Here is a 16396-nt window from a genome sequence, read left to right as displayed (position 1 = left end):
CATAACGCCAACGGGCCAGGGCCGGCGCAATCGTAACGCCTCCATACCGAGCAACGTTGGGCAGCGCGCAATAAGTTCTCGCGCGAAGCTATCCTGCTCCTTCAGCTGAGCGAATTCGGCCGCCACCACCGTGCGCGCCTCTGCAAAATCATTGTCGAGATCGATGGTAATTGCCATCGGCACAACAGAAGCGACAAGCACCTCGAGCGCTTTCAAGCCCGCTCGCGATCCACTCGGCGCGGGAGTCCATCCCAATTGAAGCTCTAATTCTCCCGTGATGCGGGCTAGGTAGATCAGCCAAGCCGTTAGCAAGAATTCCGTGCGATTACTGGGAGACAGCTCAGCCAAAGCACCTGGAATTCGCCATGAACTCAACTGCCATTGAGGTGCAGCCAAAGCTACTGAAGACGACAAAAAGGAAAGCTGGGATGTTTTGAACTGTTCAAGCCGCCGTCGCCAAAAACTCTCACGAGGCGCCAACATTTCATGCGCAACCGTTATGCTCCGCGCCTCGTCATCGCTCAGAATCGGGAGGCGGTCGCCTACATGGGAATCAGAACGCCTCGCGAGTGCCCGCGCATCCAGAGCCTTACCATCCAAGCTGCTAAGCCAAACATCAACATCCTCTGTCCCTGTCGCCACACGCCAGTGGCTGGGGTGGATCTCAACTAAAGACCCCGCAGCAAAGCCCGAGCGCCGAGCCGTCACCTCCAAGCGCCTGACGACGACAACGTCATCGCCTAAGAGAGCCTTGGACAACCCCAATGGATTGGTATGATACGGGCCAAAGTCTAAGGCGCGCGTCATCGCTTCCAGATCTTGTGCGGATCGATCCCATCGCAGACAGCCCGCAGCATCTGGGCGTCGACCTTTCGGGAAAAAGCTTCGGTCCGCTAGCGCTTGCGGACGAGCACTAAGCTCTCCATTTGTTAAGCCAGTTAGAAGCTCGCGGAAGCCATCGATAGCAGCCTCATAACATTTGAGATTCAGCGTCAGCGCAGTATCGCTCGTCGCAATCAATACTTGGCGTTGGACGACCAGCTCACCAGTACCAACACCGTGATCGATACGATGCCACGTGATGCCATGTTCGGTCTCACGGGCAAGAAGCGCCCAAGACGTCGCATGAGTTCCGGCATATCGCGGCAACGGACCGTCGTGGTAATTGAAAGCGCCTCTACGCGCTTTCCCAAACACATCTGCTGGCAATATGAACGGATTGGCAACGGAAAATATCCACTCGACTGGCTCGGCGTTGAGCAGCGCAGATAGCTCTTCAATGCTCGTCACACACAAGATATCGGCGAGAGCGGCCCAATCGCGGAATATGGCGTCGGCACACAGCGCCGCCCGGATCACGTGGCCCATCTCCATCACCAGCTGAGCACATCTAACAGCTAGCGTACCACCACCAACAAAGATGCAAGAGCCAACCGGTGTAGCAAGTTTCATCTGAACTCTTAGACAGGGGTTACGATGAAGGCCGTAACGGATCACCCCGCATTTCAAGCAATCGACATACCAATTCAAGCAATCGACATACCAATGAGGTACTGCGAGCGTTTCCTGAAGAAACAACGCGCGCCTCGCTCGGAATGCCGCCGTCGGACTTGGGACATCGACGTCCTGAACCAGACACAGCTCAGCACAACAATACGGACGTCATTGGCGACGATCACCGCATGGGCGGTCCGCAAAGTCGTCGGAAGCTCTGCAACAGCCGCCGTCATCGCCGCGCGTACAGCAGAATCTCCTTGGCGCTCACGTTAAGTAACGGACGCGCCAATGACCTTCTGCGAGCTCATTCTGAAGAAAACAATTCGCTTCTCGCCGGTTGCCGTCATGCCGTCGGGCTTGGGACATTAACGCCTTGAACCGAACAGAGCTCAACACAACAGCACGCGCCGTCAACAGCGACGACCACTCAAGATCGGGCGCCCGCCCCTTGCCCGAATTGCCTTTGCGAGCCAAAATGCTCGCCGCTGCTTTCTCCAGGTGGTCTGCTCGTCGAGTGAGAGAGGGTCCTGCGGCAGGGATTCCGCTCGATGTTGCAAAGTTCGCCACGCATCGCGTTTTCGCAGATTGGCCGGGGCTCGGCACTAAGTAGCGTTTTCGCTTAATGCCCGCTGACGTCTGTGGCACGGCCCTTGCTCGTGAGGCGACGAAAGCGACGAAGAACGGGTCCACGGCGAATGTCGCAACCACAACTGACTCCTGATCTCTCACATCGGCGCATGCTGTTGGCCCTTGGGTGCAGCGGCTTGGATGTGACTTGCGTGATCGAGGCACTCAGTCGAGACTGTGTCATTTTGATTCGTAATGTCTCACCGAGCGAGGCGGACGGCCTCGTACATCAAATTGCCGGTGAACTGGGATTGCAAAAAAAGCTAGAGCTGGAGGCCGGCTTTTCCGATTTTCTTGGTCACCGACGGCGGATCAACAAATACTTCATGAGCGTTAATTCCCGAGATGATTATCAGCTTGTCACCCCGCATTCCGAAGGAGATAGAATATCTAATATGCAGTTGTCGTGCTTTTATTGTTTCGAGAATAGTAAAGACGGAGGAGAAACAATCCTATTGAACATCGACGACACAAGTGAGGCATGGGGACTTTTACGAGAAAAAACGACAAAAATATTACCTGGATCAAAACCATTGTCTCGGGGCATGATCACTCGTGCAAAAGCACTTTATCGTCTGAGCTCGCCGGATGACTATTTGGTACCAGATGACCAAATAGTAGCCGAGGTTAAATCCGAGATCCCGGGCCTTTTGCTGGCGATTGTTATGGCAAGGCCGAAAAGAAGCTTTTCCCTTCTCCTAGGGCGCGATGTGAATGTCCTTTGGGATAACATTGGTAGTGTTGACCAAAGCTGTCTTCACTTTTTCGTTCGGATGTTGCAGGAGCGCGAACTTCTCAAGCTCCCGCCGGACGGTTTTGAGTTGCACCAACTGGACCCCGTTAATGCAGGACGGAGCTGGTGTTCAGGCGCCGATTACGAGAAACTTTTTTGTGACGAGATTATTCTCAAGCTAAAACCAGGGGACCTTGTTATTCTGAACAACCTAACTTGGGCGCATGCGGTGAACAATTGGACATCGCTACCCGGCACTCGAAGGATAGCCGTGGCATTGGCCTAAGCGCGTGTCGCATTGTCAAATGTCGAGTGATCCCCAAACCAGCCGTGTAAAGCCATCACCTTGTTTGGGCCGTGTCCGAAGCTCGCGTAATCAAGCATGGGTTCCTCTCCGCTTAGAAGCTCAGTGCGAGCATGGATGGCTCTCGTTCAATCGTTTTCGGGACGACTTTTTCTACTGCTGCGGCTTGCAGTCAGGATTGGTTGTCGCTCCGCGATAGGCCCGTTGTACCAATCTATGAACTCCTCGATTCGATGGCCTCAGCGGCATTGATTGGAGCAGGTCTATGGGACGGCACCAGCACGAACAGAATTACGCTGCTCAACAGCAACAAGGACGCCAGGCCATAGAGCGCGGCATCGGGATGTCCCGAGGTGTGCATCAGCCATCCAATGATTGTGGGACTCGCGAAGCTTCCGAGTTGACCCAGGCTGCTGATCACGGCGATGCCGCCGGCAGCCCCGGTTGCCTTCAGATAGTCCTTGAACGCTGTCTTGTCGATCTCGCGCTCCGTCCAATGTTCGACGGCACTTTCATCACCATCATCCGGGCCGGCCGAGCAACGACACGCCGCTCCGCTTGAACACATCAAGGCACCTCGCCGTCGCGATTCAGGTGCCCGACAATGAATCACAAGCGATTCATCCGATTCAAGATTTTTCGATCAGGACTACCGCCATCGAATCAAGCATTTGTGGGTAATTGAAAGCTTTGGCGGAGGGATACGCCGCAACTCACGTCAGATCAGCGCTCGTCACGCGTCGCATTGCAGGAGGCGCCCATTGAAGCCGCCGAGGAACTGCGCGGCGAAGAACCGCGTGATCCGCATTTCGCCGGAACGGCCGCCGCCCAGCTGCCATGTGCGACATGGCGATCGAGCGTGTTGTAGCAAGTGTTGACCGCTCCGCCGGCGCACCAACGGCCGTAGATGCCCATTGATGGATCGAAGATCTTTCTCGGCCACTCGATCCAATCAACCTCCTTCGCAGCTTCCGCCCAAAATCCTTCCGGATCAGCTAGCGCACGCGCAAGACTTTCCTGATAATGGCTCACACCTAAGCCCCCAATGATTGACGGCTTGCTCATTTTGATTCCTTCACAACCACGTTGAGGGTCTGTACCGTCTCGGAGATTGTGTGATGCTGCGGATCCGCCCAATAGAGTCTTATTGTGTGCCGACCAGGCTTGGCAGGGAGATCGAAAACATAGAGATAGCGGCCATCCCCAAGCTGGATCAGCTGGTCTGCCATTGGCATGAGCTCGGTTTCGTCCATCGCAACATGCAGATGAACGCTCGGATTGGCAGAGCTCATGGTCATTTCTGCGATGTTATCGTCGGCTTGGAAAACGAAAGCAACACGCTCGCCGATGGTATTACCCGATTGCGGCAGGAGGATCTTCAATGCGGGCAGCTCGCCGGTATTTCCCGATCTCGCAACAGGCGCACCGTCAGACCCGTGCATATGGTGCATGCCCGGCTCATGGTGTTGTGCGTGGGCTGGAGCCGCGACCAGAGCGCCAGCCACAAGAAGCATGCACCAAATGAACTGTTCGAATCGATCGCCAAACCGGTTGGGACGGGATGATATTTGCATGCTTTCCTCCTTTGTTTGCGAGCCCTGAAAGCTTTCCACTAATTCAGTGCACATGTTGAGCGGGTGGCGGGAGAATTTTGGACTCTCTATTGAGAACTCGGACCTGCGAGATCAGCTCGTCGGAATTTTGCCAACCACATTCGTCGTCCTCTTGCAACCAGCGCGCACGGATGTATCCGAACCTGTCGATTAGGAATTCCATGGAATGTCTTCCCATTTCCAAACGCTTGGGATCTCCACGATTTGTAGTGCTCCGGGAGAGCAGATCGTAACTTTCTCTAACCTCTTGTGCTCCATGCCGGACATTTGAGACGCCCGCCGCCAGCTTTGCGTCCGGCGACACGATAATCGCCCACAATCGTTCTTTCCGGAATCTTTTCTGCTCAAGGCGTAGCTGTTCAACGCGCATTGCGTCGGACTTTTCGGGAAACACGAGCAGCACATTGCTTTGCTCACGGAAGTCCTTCAGCTCCCTCTCCGCCCCATTCTCGTCCTCTAAGAAAAAGTTTGGAGCCCCCAGCCACGGATGATCGGGTACGATTTCAGGCGACAGGAGGCGCGCCTGAAATCCCTCTGAAAACGTCCGCAGGAAGTTGATCACATCCCAGCGGGCCTGTTCGTCCAATACATCAGCAAATCCGGGCATGCCGCTTTTTGGAATTCCATGGCTAAGCCACCAAAACATGTCGCCGGCCGTGTGCAGCACAGTATGCGGTTCGCTCAAATTCGCGGGCGGCTTGGGAAGGGTCGATGCCGCCGGACCATCGCCAAGCCCTCCGCTGCCGTGGCAAGCCGCACAATTCTGGGCAAATAGACGCTTTCCATTGGTTATTGATATCGTCGAATAGGCAACCGACGGGCGGCGGTAAGTATCGGGATAGGCTTGCACGGATATCTGCCACAGACCGCCTGCGACCGAAATAACGGCGGCGGCGCCTGCTGCAACTGCTTTTACCTTTTGCGGCTTTCTCAAACAAACGAGTAGGCCCCAGAAGAGTGACAATAGTGCTAGTGAGAAGGCGCCCGCCGCGATAACGGGCGTCGGCCACGCCGGCCACGTGGCTTCGATCGAAAAGCGAAACGGCAGCCACCAGATGGGCTGATCATGTCGTGCTGGTATGACTGAAGAGAGCGCGGCTGCGCAGCCGACGATCAGAACACCGCAAAAGAATTCAGTTGCTGCCCATCCAGCTCCTGCAAGAAAAGCCGCGGGTTTTGCTCCTACGGTTTCCATGACGGGTAGGAAGCGCGTGCGAATCCGATTGGCCACCAACAGGATGCATGCAAGTAGAGCAAGCTTCGTTATAATTAGTTGACCGTAGGTCGTGCCAAGCCACTCGCCAGCCGAACTAGCGGAGCTAAACGCGAGCACCAAACCTGATGCGACGACGACGACCACGAAACCGATTGCTAGTTGGGAGAAACGTCGCAGCGTCGCTGCGACATAGACGCGCCGAGTCTCCGTGGGGGTGACAGCGACCGAAGCCACCAGCCAGATCCAAGCCGGTAAGGCCCCAAGCCAAGCAGAAACCGCGAGCACGTGAAGTTGATAGGTCGGAACGAGCCAACGGCTGTCGTCTTCCCCGGCGGCGTGTCCAGCAAGTGGACCAATCAGCGCGATCAGTGCTGCTGTCCCGGCTGTCACGATTGAAACTAAACGTTGCTGCTCCCTCGACCAGCCACGAATTAGGATCGCTGTCGGCAGCAGCAAAAGAAGAGAGAGCGCTAACCTTGCAAGCGTGATCCGACCGTAATGTGTGTCAAATCCGAAGCTTTCCAGCGTCTGGCCAGCCGCTACTATCTCCGATAGTGCCATATCTGTCGCAATCGCGACTTGAGCGATAAATAACCCAGCGGTAGCGAAGAGGTGAATGCCGGCCGCCCAGAGAAAGCTCACCTGCACTCGTCTTTGCCAAGCGGCAAGGAACGGATCGGAAGACGGCGCTGCCAGCAACAGAAAGAGTACTCCGCCTATGACCCATGCAAGCGCAATGTCAGCGATGGCCTTACACAGAGCTGGAAACAATACCGTCATTCCGCATGCCTAACGTTCCTCGACGGTGAACTGATAGCCGTAGTCCACCACATGCCCGTCTTGCGAGAGAACGCGGTAATGAACCGAATAGCTGCCCGGTCTCATGTCAGATACTGCCGTTACCATGCACTTCGGATCATTGCCCGCTTTCAAATCGCCGAGCGTTAGCGACTGACCGTTGGCGTTCTTGAGCTCCACTTTCGAAAACTTGAGCTCTATGCGTTCGTTGAAGCACAGTTCGATCTGCTGCGGCGAATGAGCTAACACTGCCCGGCTCGCGGGATCGGACTTCACGAGAGCGGCATGTGCAGAGGCAGCCGTCGGCAGGCACACGAGGCCAACGCACAGCAACGTGATGCCAAGCGCTGATACCGGACGCCTGCTTGCGGACGAGAGTTCTCTTACCGTCCCTTGAATCAGCCTAGTTCGCGCCCTGCCGGTGCCGGCGGTCAAGTTTGGCGTGCCAGCATGATCGAGTGACGGCCCCGTCGCTACTCGGATGTAATCGCTCTTGTTTCCGTGTTTTTCGTGAGACATGAGTGTGACCCTTATTGCCGGACAGCGGCCGACAAAGTGCTAGCCTAGCTTTCCTTGCGCAACGTGGAGTACCAAAACAGGGCGGCCCCGGCTGCCAGCGTTCCTAGAACGATTGCGAAACTGGCCCTATATCGGACCCAAATCCCGTTGCCGTAACCAACCGAAAACGGAAATCTCGATACGTATTTCGGTCCGTCGCCGACTGTCACGAGGCCCACAAAGCGCCCGGATTCGGGGAACGTGTACTGAAACGATAGTGAGCCTGTCGGATATTGTTTTGGCGGGATTCGAAGGACGGCCTCGCTGTCTACGTCGTTGCCGGCGTCTCGCAACAACCTCACCTCGATGGGCAGATCACGTAGCACATCGCCGACGGCATCCAAGACGATGACCGTGCGGCCGATTTCCGGAATGTCCTCGCAAAATTCCTGATTCCCCTGCTTGGCCGGCTGGTATCCGGTAAAATGCATCATATAGGGCCCAGCGCGAAGCTTGCACACGTCTTTCTCCATCGATACTCCCCCGTGTGCAATCGCTGGCCGCGCCCCACCGCAGTCTAGGATGAGGAGCAAAGATGGAATTCCAAGCACTGCGGCTTTTACGATGTTCAACCCGGATCTCCTTTCGGATTCTCAGCCGTGCGGTTATCGGGATCGGTGAATACAGGGACCATGGGGCCGCTGACGTTTGAGATTGTCCGTTTGCCGTGCTCGTCATAGAAGAACAACAGTCCTCCCAAAGTGTTGTCCGGATCGTTGATCAGGCTACTCAAGCGCTCCGTCTCCCATGCCGCGTCGGCCGCTTCGAGATCGACTGTCTTCGTTTCACCCGGCTTGAGCGGTCGGCTGTCGCTCACCTTAAGCCCATTCGGAGGAAGCAATTCCTTGGGGTAATTCGGATCCACCGTCGCCATTGCCTGGCTAACCTCATGGTTGATGAAGCGCTGATTGGAAGTTAAGAACTCGCCAAGCTGTGCTGACGTGCTCCCATTGTTCGTCAGTGTCACGTTCATACGAAGCGAGCGGCCAGGGACGTCATAGTTTGACTTGTTGACCACAACTTTGACCTGCTCAGGCACTTCCGGTAGGGGCTCGACGGTTGCACGGGACCCCTGCAGCGGCACGGTCCTTGGATAAGCGGTGTCGGTCGCCTGAAAGCCGAAGAATACGATGAGAATCGTCGCCACGAGCAAACCGGCCCCAAATAGGCGATCGGTGCTGGTAACGAGCTGAGATCGATCGCCGCCTTTTTCCGTCAACGCGCGAAAACGAGGCAGCAGGAGCGGCCGGCGCAACCACCAGACAAGCCACACGATGGCGATCGCAACCCACAAGCCATGCCAGAAGAACACCCTGCCAAGGCCCCAGGTTTCGAGATTGTCGATAGTCTCGCCACTGAGAGTTTTGATTGGAAGCTTGAAGTCGCTTTCGTTCCCCGTCACCGTCAGCCAGTTTCCCGGTCCGAGCAGCGGCCCGGCTCCCATCACGTTGATCATCGGATGGACGTGATGGTGGCCTGGCACTCGTCCTTTGAGCACTGTTTTGAATTCGTAGTCCCGGTTCAACTCCAGTTTGGTGGACTGAATTGCTGGGACGCCATTAATGTAGCTCTCGGTTCGGGCTAGCACCGGGCCCGGCGTCCCGTTTCCCAGAAAGGCCGCTTCGGGAAGGGGTAGGTTGACTGGCCAGATCGGGAAGAGTCGGAACTTGCCGGTGACAACGATTTCACCGTTCACGGGAATTTCGTTCGTGCTCCACTTCACATCGTAAAAATGAGCCGTTCGCATCCGCAGAAACGGCTCCTGATTGCGCTCACCATGCGCCAGAGCAGCATCTGGGACGAAGGTCAGTATTCCGATCTGCATGATCGCCGCCGCTGCCGATAAGATTACACGCACGCATGAGCTTTTGCGGAAACAGAATGTTCTCATTTGGAGTCCTCCACAGTCCCAGCAGGATCATTCGGCTGCGGCGAAGCGCCCTTGCAGGCTGGTGCCGTCTATGGCTTTTTGGGCTGTCTCAGCTGGCTCATCCTTATCGGTGAGCCCCATGAAATTTTTCAGGGTGTTTGGCGTCGTTACCACACGAGCGAGGAGCATTCCGATATGCCACCACGCCAAATACATCAGTATGGATACGAACGCCGAGAAAAAGGACGCGATAATGGCTGAGTGGCCACCAAAAGTTCGAAGCGTGCCCCGCTCTATCAGCCGGATATACTCAGGCAGGGCGGTGCGGGTGAAGGCATAGCTGATGTAATCGCCCACGGAAACAAGCTGCCCCATCACTTCTACGGGTAGCCGATATGGCGCCAGCCAAAACCAGTTAGCCGGGTAGAAAAGCAGTGCGAATGCAAAGGCGCCGGACATCGCCGTGAACAAAAAATTCCCGGTCAGCAAAAGAGCGACATCGAGAACTAGTGCGCCAGGTATCAGCAGCGCTGGAATGACCTCGCTCATCGGAAAGTACGACCACAGGTGGAAACCGAAATATCGATTTATCCACTGACCGCACAGGAGACAAACGACCGCAAATGTAGCGGCGATTGGAAGTCTAAATTTCGTCCAAAACACATACTGCAAAGCTGCAGGGAATGTTATGGCCATAATTGGAGTCAAGGTGACCCACCACTGTCTGTCTTTCCAATCGATCCACATATCCCAGTCCCCTGCGGTCAGCATGTAATGCAGGTGGAATGCGCCGGAGACGGCCAGAAAGAGGATGGCGGCGACGAGAAGGTCAAACACTCTTGAGATTCTTGCTGACTCTTTAGGCCATTCGAGCCCATACAGTCTCACAGACGTTCCTCCTTGCATTGCTTCCTCCTAATTCTTTTACCGAGTTGAGATCGACCTTCCTGGAAACCGACGCCCGACATGATTGCAAGGCGGCATGCTTTGCACATGCCGGGCTGTCAGCAATTAATGGTTCATAAGCGGTTTCAGCGCTGGGTGGCGACCGAAACTTCGTCCTCTTGGGAAAGCCGCCCGATCACTTCAAGCATGTGCATCGCGATCTGGATCAGGAGCCCACCCAAGGCCAGCACACTCCAGCCCATCACGACAAAACCCCAGTGCAAGGGATAGGAGAACACCTCTTCCATCAGGAAGAAGGCATGACCCCACTCGTTGTAGCCCAAGTTCGGCAATATTAGAAACGGACCTACAACCACGAGCACGAATGGAATTGAGATCTGCGTTGCGAACTTCGGCAGCCTCGTCATCGCGTACAGAAATGATCCCACGCCAAACAGCACGTAGAGTGGCATGGTGCCGTAGAACAGCACGATGTGACTCGGCGTGAAGCTTGTATCCCGGACCACAACCTGATGCCATGAGGCGTCCTGCTCGGCAAAGAAGCTGGTAGCGAACCAGACGCAAAAGGCATAGACGAAGATGAACAGGACCAGATTGAAGTAACGCCGGAGCTCTTCCCGCGGTTTGAGCGCGCCAAGATTGCGGTCTCGCGTGAACCATAGATACGCCCAGGTCACCACCCAGAGCAAAGGGATGACGCTAAGCTCAACCTTCAGCAACGTCATCCAGGCGGCATCGAACGCGGGCTCAGTCGAATCCAGGCCGGCACTCCAAGCATAGACCTGCTGAAAGATGCGCCAGAACACCATCAGCGCTAGCACCGCCAGAGTGGCTCCTGCTGCAAGTTTGAAATTCGCCAACGGCTGAGTACGGTCCTCAGCGGCAGACTTGGCGTTATGAGTCATCGTGATCGACATCTTGTCTCCTCCTTGAGATTGCCTAAGGTGTGGTGTTGTTTACGAGGGTAGTGCTCACTCCGATCGTTGACCGCAAGGATAGGATCTGTCTTCAAGCTCCCAGCTTTCTGGCTACCTCCTTGCGAACGGCGCACGCATACATGTTGATTTCGAGACCGACCGGTAATTCGACGATTTTTGGGGCTTTCCAGCTCATATCGATTTGCCCCTGGCTAGATGAATGCGGCGCAAAAAGTCGCGAGGACACGAGGTCCTCGCAGTGGGGGAGAACTCACCGAGTGCGCTGCAAGTGCTCGGCGAAAAGAAACCCATGATCACGCCATCCCTGCCACCGCGCGCTGTGCCGTCACCCTGATGAGATTGGCGCGATAATCCGACGATCCGCAGGAATATGATCCGACTCTTGCCTCGCCCGCTGCTGCTCTTGCAAAGCAGCGTATTGATGCATCCAAGCGTCCGTATTGAACCATTCGTTATAGTTGGACTCCACATCACTCTCCCTAGATGAGGTAAATCTTCATAGCTGACCCGGAGCTAAGCATCCTCCTTTTGAAAGAGCGGTGCGGCACGTCGGGTTTGAACCTGGCCCGTATAGACGCAAGACGTCCGCTTTCATCTCAAACAACCCGTCCAGCTCCGGCTTCAATTTGGAAATTGGCCGCGCGCTCGGTCTCAGGTTACAACCTCACGCCACGTACGAATCAAGCCTTGACGGCTGTGGCGAGGCTGATTGAGGTATGTGCAAGTGTCGAGAAAGCGGGTTCGCCTCGCGCTTCTTTCGTCGGAATCCGCAGAGGATCATTAACTTGAACGCGCTACCCGGGACAGGAGCAATAGCACCGGCAAAGCACCACTAAGCTCCATGGCGCCCGGCGAGACACTGACAATTACGTCTTGGGCGCGTGGGTGACGGGGGTCGGGGCCGGCACCTGCTTCGGAGCCTGCGTGAGTATGGTCGGGCAGCTGACGAGAGCAGCTACGAGGTTAGAAGACGAGGCCCCTCGTTGCTCAAGCGATCCGCAGAGGTTGCCCGAGCTTACCCCATTAAGCTCGGGCCCGACTGAGCAGCGCCTCCTGTAGAGGATCGCACGGACGTACCATATTCCTTGGTCATGATTGTACCTTCGAGTTAAAGCTGCTGAACGAGCCGGCATCCGCGCTCATTGCATTTCTCTCACGCCGCTTTCGAGGAATTTGTCTGCTTCTCCTCGCCAAGGTCGAGGGTTAGCTGCTTGCCGAAGACACGTTCCAGCAAGATTTGAAAGGTCGCCTTGTCAGGCGAGGCACGCAGAAGCGTCATTACGCTCACGACTTGAGTCTTGAAGTGCTCGAGTCCGATCTTATCAGTCAGGAATTGATGATGCTTGTATTTGCGGCGATGTTTCTCGTTTGAGGGATTGCACGCATCGAGAGCCGGCAAAACGGGAGACGGCATCTTCTCGTAGATCAGCTTTCGGATCAGTGTTCCCGCATAGCGGGGGCCGCGGTTATTCGACGTATGCTTCCAGCCATGCACGCGATGAAGCTCCTTCATGAAGTCGGGCGGAATTGCAGTGGTCCATGGGCGATGCTCCGGAAGAACGTAGGCTTCCAGGATGCGTTGAAGCTCGTCACTCTCACGCTTGTACTGTACCCTGTCGCCTCATCGATCAGCGCGATAAGGCCGATTCTCGTCAGACTTGAGTTGATCAGCCGGCATTGAAAAGCGATCGCAAACTGCTGGCGCTGCAGGACCCCGGCGCCATCAGCACGGATCACCGCCTCCGCGATGTCGATCAGCGTGTCGGAATCAAAGCCGTAGGCGACAACTCGGTTGATCTTGAACTTTACCGGGTTGCGAACCCTCTCCAGCAGATCTTCGGAAACGAAAGGCCTGAGAGCTTTCCGGAGACAAAAAGCTCAAGTCGGCTCATGCCCTTCTTGAAGGTCCTCGCGTGTCTTGACAAGATTCCGATGGTATTCATCCCAACCTTCGCGAAACGGTGTGTCAGCAACACGCGCAAAATAGTGTGCGAGGCGAATTCGGTTTTCGATGTCTCTGTGCCGACGACACGAATTGCCGAATGACCTCGTTACGTAGGAAGGTCTCGCCTTTTCTTTGTTCGAGATAGGCCGTTCCGTACTGAAACAGCGGCGGAATGGGCGCTATAGCTATAGCCGCTACGACACTCCCGAGAACGAATTTCCAGAAATCAAGACGAGCCTTGTACCAGTCAAACTCAAACTGGCGCTGCTCTGTGGTCTTCGTACCGTCAAGCGCGATCCGTAGCCGTTCGAGTTCGATCTGCTTGGTCGCCGTGCGACGGCCGAAAAACCGGAAAAACCCGTGACGACGGAGAAGCCTGCGACGACGACGAAGCCAGCGACGACGGAGAAGCCTGTGACCACGGAAAAGCCGGCGAGAAACGGAAAACCTTCGACGAAAACCCGAACCTGACCTGTCCTCCAAGTCGTTGTTGGTCACGTCTACCTCGGCGATGGAATTTAAAGGAGGTCTGTTGCTTGAGAGTCTACGAAACAGCTATGCGGTTCCTGGAAGGATTGCCGTGGCGGTGGCCATTTTACGAGCGGTCGTTTCAGTCAATAATTACGGTTGTCCATTGCTTTCTTTCCACTCCCACATCTCGACATGGTTGGCGAGCGCGAGGTCATTCTCGACGTTCGCGGAAAGCTGATGCATTCCCTGCTGGAGCTGCTGGGCGGCCTCTCGCAGGCCTTCCTCTGCTTTGCAACGATGTTGCGCCGTTCTTGGAGTGCCTTGCGCTTGTCGCGGTTGTCTTTCGTGTGTTAGTCGACGGCGCTGTCGAGTTCTGTTATGTGTGCTTCGAGATCGGCGTCTTCCTTTTGAAGTTTTTCAAAGTCGGCCTGCTGCGCCCCGACACAAAATCCGCGTTGCAGGCAGCCCCCAGGCTTTCTGACGGCGTTCCTCGATGAATAACTTGCGGGCAAGCTGTTGCTGTTCTTTAGAGAACGTCATATGAGGCCAGTATAGGGCGGCAGGAGATTAAGCGTGGCAAAAGCAAGGAAGACGGTGAAAGCAAGGAAAACAACGAATCGCGTTGTTCAACACACTTGGAAGGTAACGCGGCGTAATAACGAATCGGTGGAAATCACTGCGGACGACTTAAGTGTAGTGTACGGTGATTTGGTATTCTTGACCAAGGGGGTTGTCGTCAGGGTAATTGGGGTAGACGCTTATAGCGATGTTGAACTAGTGAGCGCCTTAGAACTCTAGCGCGGCAGCTTCATCACACCATCAAAGAAGGACAGGACGAAGCCAATTCCCATGACAACAATACATGAGCCCGACGACGGTGATTGAGCCGAGCAATGCTCCGAGGCATATCTCCGTAAGTTCCCAGATCATGGCCGTGTTTGAGGTTTGTGAGTAAGGTGTCAGCGCCAGCATTTCGCGGCATTTACCGCGCGAGCGGTTTACTCCATTGGCCCGAGGCGGCTGATGGCCGAGGGGCAATGGTGTGCGACGAGCTTTAGTGGAGAGGCTGTCTTCGTCAGGCATGATCGTACTCCTCCGTTTGTGAGGGCATCGAGCATGCCTTGTGACGCGCGGATCGTGTCTGCCTTCAGAGGCTTGCGGCCGTGGGGGTCCCGTGGGGCCGCTTTAGGTCCGCAGCGAATGACGAGTCGCGCGGAAGACTTTTCCCGCAGCTAGAGCCAGGAACCAAACTGCTCACTCTCGCTTGAGTCTTGCCGGCTCCACCCCGAGCTGGCGGAGCGGCCCCGGCCCATCCCTCAACCGCCCCCTGAAGCCGGGGCCGTATCTCCCATATCGCTCATAGTAAACCGCCCGCCTAATTCTGTTCATAGAATCCGGTAATCGTTACGACGTGGCCGTTGCCGATGTAAGTCGTATTATCGTATTTCAGAATGACGCTTACGCTACTACCGCCAGAGGCAATACGACCAAAACCCATACAGCCAATGACCGCCGTCTCGGTTGCGAGAACACTTGCAGCGCGTTTGGCCGTACCGGTGGGCAACGGTACCGACATTGTGTCCGATGCGGTGCCCTTGGCTGTAATTGTGATTGTGACGCAAAAGTAAACGAATTTCCCGATCACCTGATAACCACCGGCCGCAGAAACGGTGGTGAATGCGCCGCTGCCGGGCGTCATTGTCGGTGCCCATGTCGTCCATGCCGCGTCGCCCGTGACGCCGATGTTGGCGCGTGCCTGCGCTTGATCTGCAGCCGTCAGCGATTGGGCGCCGCCTCGGCGGCCTACCGCGACGCGTTGGTCGCCCGCGGCGCGTGCCGACCCTGGTAGAGGCCCGCGCGCATAGGTTTCCCCGACAATGCGCCGTCGTGACGCTCAGCGGCTCGACGGGGCGTGGTGTAGCTGTCGGTGGGCCACCATGTTCGCCGGCATGGGCCGGACAGGTCAGCCGGCGATTGCCGGGAAGCTGACGGCAGGATCATCGCTCAAGGGCGCGATGGTTTCCAGTGTCATGTAGCGGGCGCGCTGCCAGCGCCAATCGGCCCGGTCGCGCACGGGAGCGGGCGGACTCCTCAACAACCCCGTTGCCGTCCTGCTGGAGGGACGCCCGCATGGAAGGCAATCATCGGGCATCGCGCGGTTGCCGCGCCCGAGGGGCGGCGCGACCGCGTACACGGTCGGCGACGCGCTCTCGCAGGCGCGCCGCACCGCGCCGTGCTCCGCGCGTACTCAAGCTGGTCTTGCTTATCAGATTGGTGCGCGTGTCGCGGTTGCCCTGATCAAGTAGAAGCGATCAGTGGACGCGAAGTCCGTCGAACGCGTTGCCCGCAGCGCGTCTGGACCTCCCATCAACTCGTTCTGCAGGACCGAGAAGTCCGTCGTCCCATCCGACGCCGGGACGACCCCTCGCCATCGCGGATTACCGACCTCGCTTTGACGCGCCAAGCGTCATCGGAGACCTTCTTGAAGCGGCCTGTCCAATTGTTGGCGCGGCGAATGAAGACCATGACGGTTTCGTTCGCCAGGTGGACCTGGGCGGGTAGCCATCGAACTTGATTTCCGGCTCGATGAAGGCAAATGGGACGACATCTGCCTCGGCGGGCGGAAGGGTGACGATCTCGTCTACGCTGGCGAAGGCCGAACACGGCTTCGACAAGGCCTCCGCCGCCGACTTGCAGACGCGCGTGAAGCCGCCCATCCGGAAGATGCAGCCCATCGCTCACAAAGGCATCTGGTCGAGCCGAAGCTGCTTGCCCAGGTCGAATACGGGGCAAGGTGCGGCAGCCTTCCTCAAAAATCTTCGCGAGGATCTGCAGCAGTTCCTGGCAACGACATCCTCGAGACCGAAATTTGTGGCCTCGATTAACGCCCAGCGGCTTGGCAACCGCTCGTGCAACCTCC

General features: G+C 56.4%; 13 protein-coding genes and 3 pseudogenes. 2 read left to right on the top strand and 14 right to left on the bottom strand.

The window, feature by feature from the left end:
* Positions 1-1023 precede the first annotated feature (1023 nt).
* Positions 1024-1368 (bottom strand): annotated as a pseudogene (locus ACR9YP_RS12735) (formyltransferase family protein); the annotation flags it as partial.
* A gap of 908 nt (positions 1369-2276) precedes the next feature.
* On the opposite strand from ACR9YP_RS12735, the gene ACR9YP_RS12730 reads away from it, so the two are divergent.
* Positions 2277-3143, top strand: coding sequence for a hypothetical protein (locus ACR9YP_RS12730; protein WP_438110284.1), 867 nt, complete (start codon positions 2277-2279; stop codon positions 3141-3143).
* A gap of 232 nt (positions 3144-3375) precedes the next feature.
* Here the strand turns inward: ACR9YP_RS12730 and ACR9YP_RS12725 are convergent, their stop codons facing one another.
* The 11 genes and pseudogenes from ACR9YP_RS12725 to ACR9YP_RS12675 all read right to left on the bottom strand — a co-directional run bounded on the left by ACR9YP_RS12725 (position 3376) and on the right by ACR9YP_RS12675 (position 12633).
* The gene (locus tag ACR9YP_RS12725) at positions 3376-3729 is read right to left on the bottom strand and encodes a hypothetical protein (protein ID WP_474220021.1); all 354 of its coding nucleotides are present in this window, start codon (positions 3727-3729) and stop codon (positions 3376-3378) included.
* 266 nt (positions 3730-3995) lie between these two features.
* Positions 3996-4226: pseudogene (locus tag ACR9YP_RS12720) on the bottom strand (acetyl-coenzyme A synthetase N-terminal domain-containing protein); the annotation flags it as partial.
* A complete protein-coding gene (locus ACR9YP_RS12715) occupies positions 4223-4735 on the bottom strand; it encodes a hypothetical protein (protein WP_474220020.1) in 513 nt (170 codons plus the stop codon). The gene ACR9YP_RS12715 and the pseudogene ACR9YP_RS12720, both read right to left, overlap by 4 nt.
* A gap of 43 nt (positions 4736-4778) precedes the next feature.
* Positions 4779-6770 (bottom strand): c-type cytochrome, encoded by a 1992-nt coding sequence (locus tag ACR9YP_RS12710; protein WP_474220019.1) that lies wholly within the window; start codon positions 6768-6770, stop codon positions 4779-4781.
* Between the two features lie 9 nt (positions 6771-6779).
* Positions 6780-7307, bottom strand: coding sequence for a copper resistance CopC family protein (locus tag ACR9YP_RS12705; RefSeq protein WP_474220018.1), 528 nt, complete (start codon positions 7305-7307; stop codon positions 6780-6782).
* A gap of 44 nt (positions 7308-7351) precedes the next feature.
* Complete coding sequence (locus tag ACR9YP_RS12700) at positions 7352-7819, bottom strand: hypothetical protein (protein WP_474220017.1); 468 nt, start codon at positions 7817-7819, stop codon at positions 7352-7354.
* Positions 7820-7914: 95 nt separating this feature from the next.
* Entirely contained in the window at positions 7915-9237 is a 1323-nt protein-coding gene (amoB, locus tag ACR9YP_RS12695; RefSeq protein ID WP_474220016.1) for a bacterial ammonia monooxygenase, subunit AmoB, read from the bottom strand.
* Positions 9238-9264: 27 nt separating this feature from the next.
* Complete coding sequence (amoA, locus tag ACR9YP_RS12690; protein WP_474220015.1) at positions 9265-10122, bottom strand: bacterial ammonia monooxygenase, subunit AmoA; 858 nt, start codon at positions 10120-10122, stop codon at positions 9265-9267.
* A gap of 125 nt (positions 10123-10247) precedes the next feature.
* Positions 10248-11039 (bottom strand): bacterial ammonia monooxygenase, subunit AmoC, encoded by a 792-nt coding sequence (gene amoC / locus ACR9YP_RS12685; RefSeq protein ID WP_474220014.1) that lies wholly within the window; start codon positions 11037-11039, stop codon positions 10248-10250.
* A 91-nt stretch (positions 11040-11130) separates the two neighbouring features.
* A complete protein-coding gene (gene pqqA / locus ACR9YP_RS12680) occupies positions 11131-11235 on the bottom strand; it encodes a pyrroloquinoline quinone precursor peptide PqqA (RefSeq protein ID WP_474220012.1) in 105 nt (34 codons plus the stop codon).
* A 978-nt stretch (positions 11236-12213) separates the two neighbouring features.
* Positions 12214-12633 carry a P63C domain-containing protein gene (locus ACR9YP_RS12675; protein WP_474221058.1) on the bottom strand — a complete coding sequence of 140 codons (420 nt, stop codon included), beginning with the start codon at positions 12631-12633 and terminating at the stop codon, positions 12214-12216.
* 104 nt (positions 12634-12737) lie between these two features.
* Between ACR9YP_RS12675 and ACR9YP_RS12670 the strand changes: the two genes are divergently transcribed.
* Positions 12738-13106 carry a hypothetical protein gene (locus tag ACR9YP_RS12670; protein WP_474220011.1) on the top strand — a complete coding sequence of 123 codons (369 nt, stop codon included), beginning with the start codon at positions 12738-12740 and terminating at the stop codon, positions 13104-13106.
* A 1745-nt stretch (positions 13107-14851) separates the two neighbouring features.
* Here ACR9YP_RS12670 and ACR9YP_RS12665 read toward each other — a convergent pair.
* Positions 14852-15175 (bottom strand): hypothetical protein, encoded by a 324-nt coding sequence (locus ACR9YP_RS12665; protein ID WP_474220010.1) that lies wholly within the window; start codon positions 15173-15175, stop codon positions 14852-14854.
* A gap of 663 nt (positions 15176-15838) precedes the next feature.
* Positions 15839-16055, bottom strand: a pseudogene (locus ACR9YP_RS12660) (ATP-dependent DNA ligase); the annotation flags it as partial.
* Positions 16056-16396 lie beyond the last annotated feature (341 nt).

The sequence above is a fragment of the Bradyrhizobium sp. BR14999 genome, from assembly GCF_056106085.1.
Note: the sequence above shows the minus strand (reverse complement) of the source record. Positions and strands in the feature narration are given on the sequence as shown.

Coding starts and splice junctions, on each gene's coding strand:
- ACR9YP_RS12725 (WP_474220021.1), bottom strand. CDS start 3,729: ATGTGTTCAAGCGGAGCGGCGTGTCGTTGCTCGGCCGGCCCGGATGAT.
- ACR9YP_RS12715 (WP_474220020.1), bottom strand. CDS start 4,735: ATGCAAATATCATCCCGTCCCAACCGGTTTGGCGATCGATTCGAACAG.
- ACR9YP_RS12710 (WP_474220019.1), bottom strand. CDS start 6,770: ATGACGGTATTGTTTCCAGCTCTGTGTAAGGCCATCGCTGACATTGCG.
- ACR9YP_RS12705 (WP_474220018.1), bottom strand. CDS start 7,307: ATGTCTCACGAAAAACACGGAAACAAGAGCGATTACATCCGAGTAGCG.
- ACR9YP_RS12700 (WP_474220017.1), bottom strand. CDS start 7,819: ATGGAGAAAGACGTGTGCAAGCTTCGCGCTGGGCCCTATATGATGCAT.
- amoB (WP_474220016.1), bottom strand. CDS start 9,237: ATGAGAACATTCTGTTTCCGCAAAAGCTCATGCGTGCGTGTAATCTTA.
- amoA (WP_474220015.1), bottom strand. CDS start 10,122: ATGCAAGGAGGAACGTCTGTGAGACTGTATGGGCTCGAATGGCCTAAA.
- amoC (WP_474220014.1), bottom strand. CDS start 11,039: ATGTCGATCACGATGACTCATAACGCCAAGTCTGCCGCTGAGGACCGT.
- pqqA (WP_474220012.1), bottom strand. CDS start 11,235: ATGAGCTGGAAAGCCCCAAAAATCGTCGAATTACCGGTCGGTCTCGAA.
- ACR9YP_RS12665 (WP_474220010.1), bottom strand. CDS start 15,175: ATGACGCCCGGCAGCGGCGCATTCACCACCGTTTCTGCGGCCGGTGGT.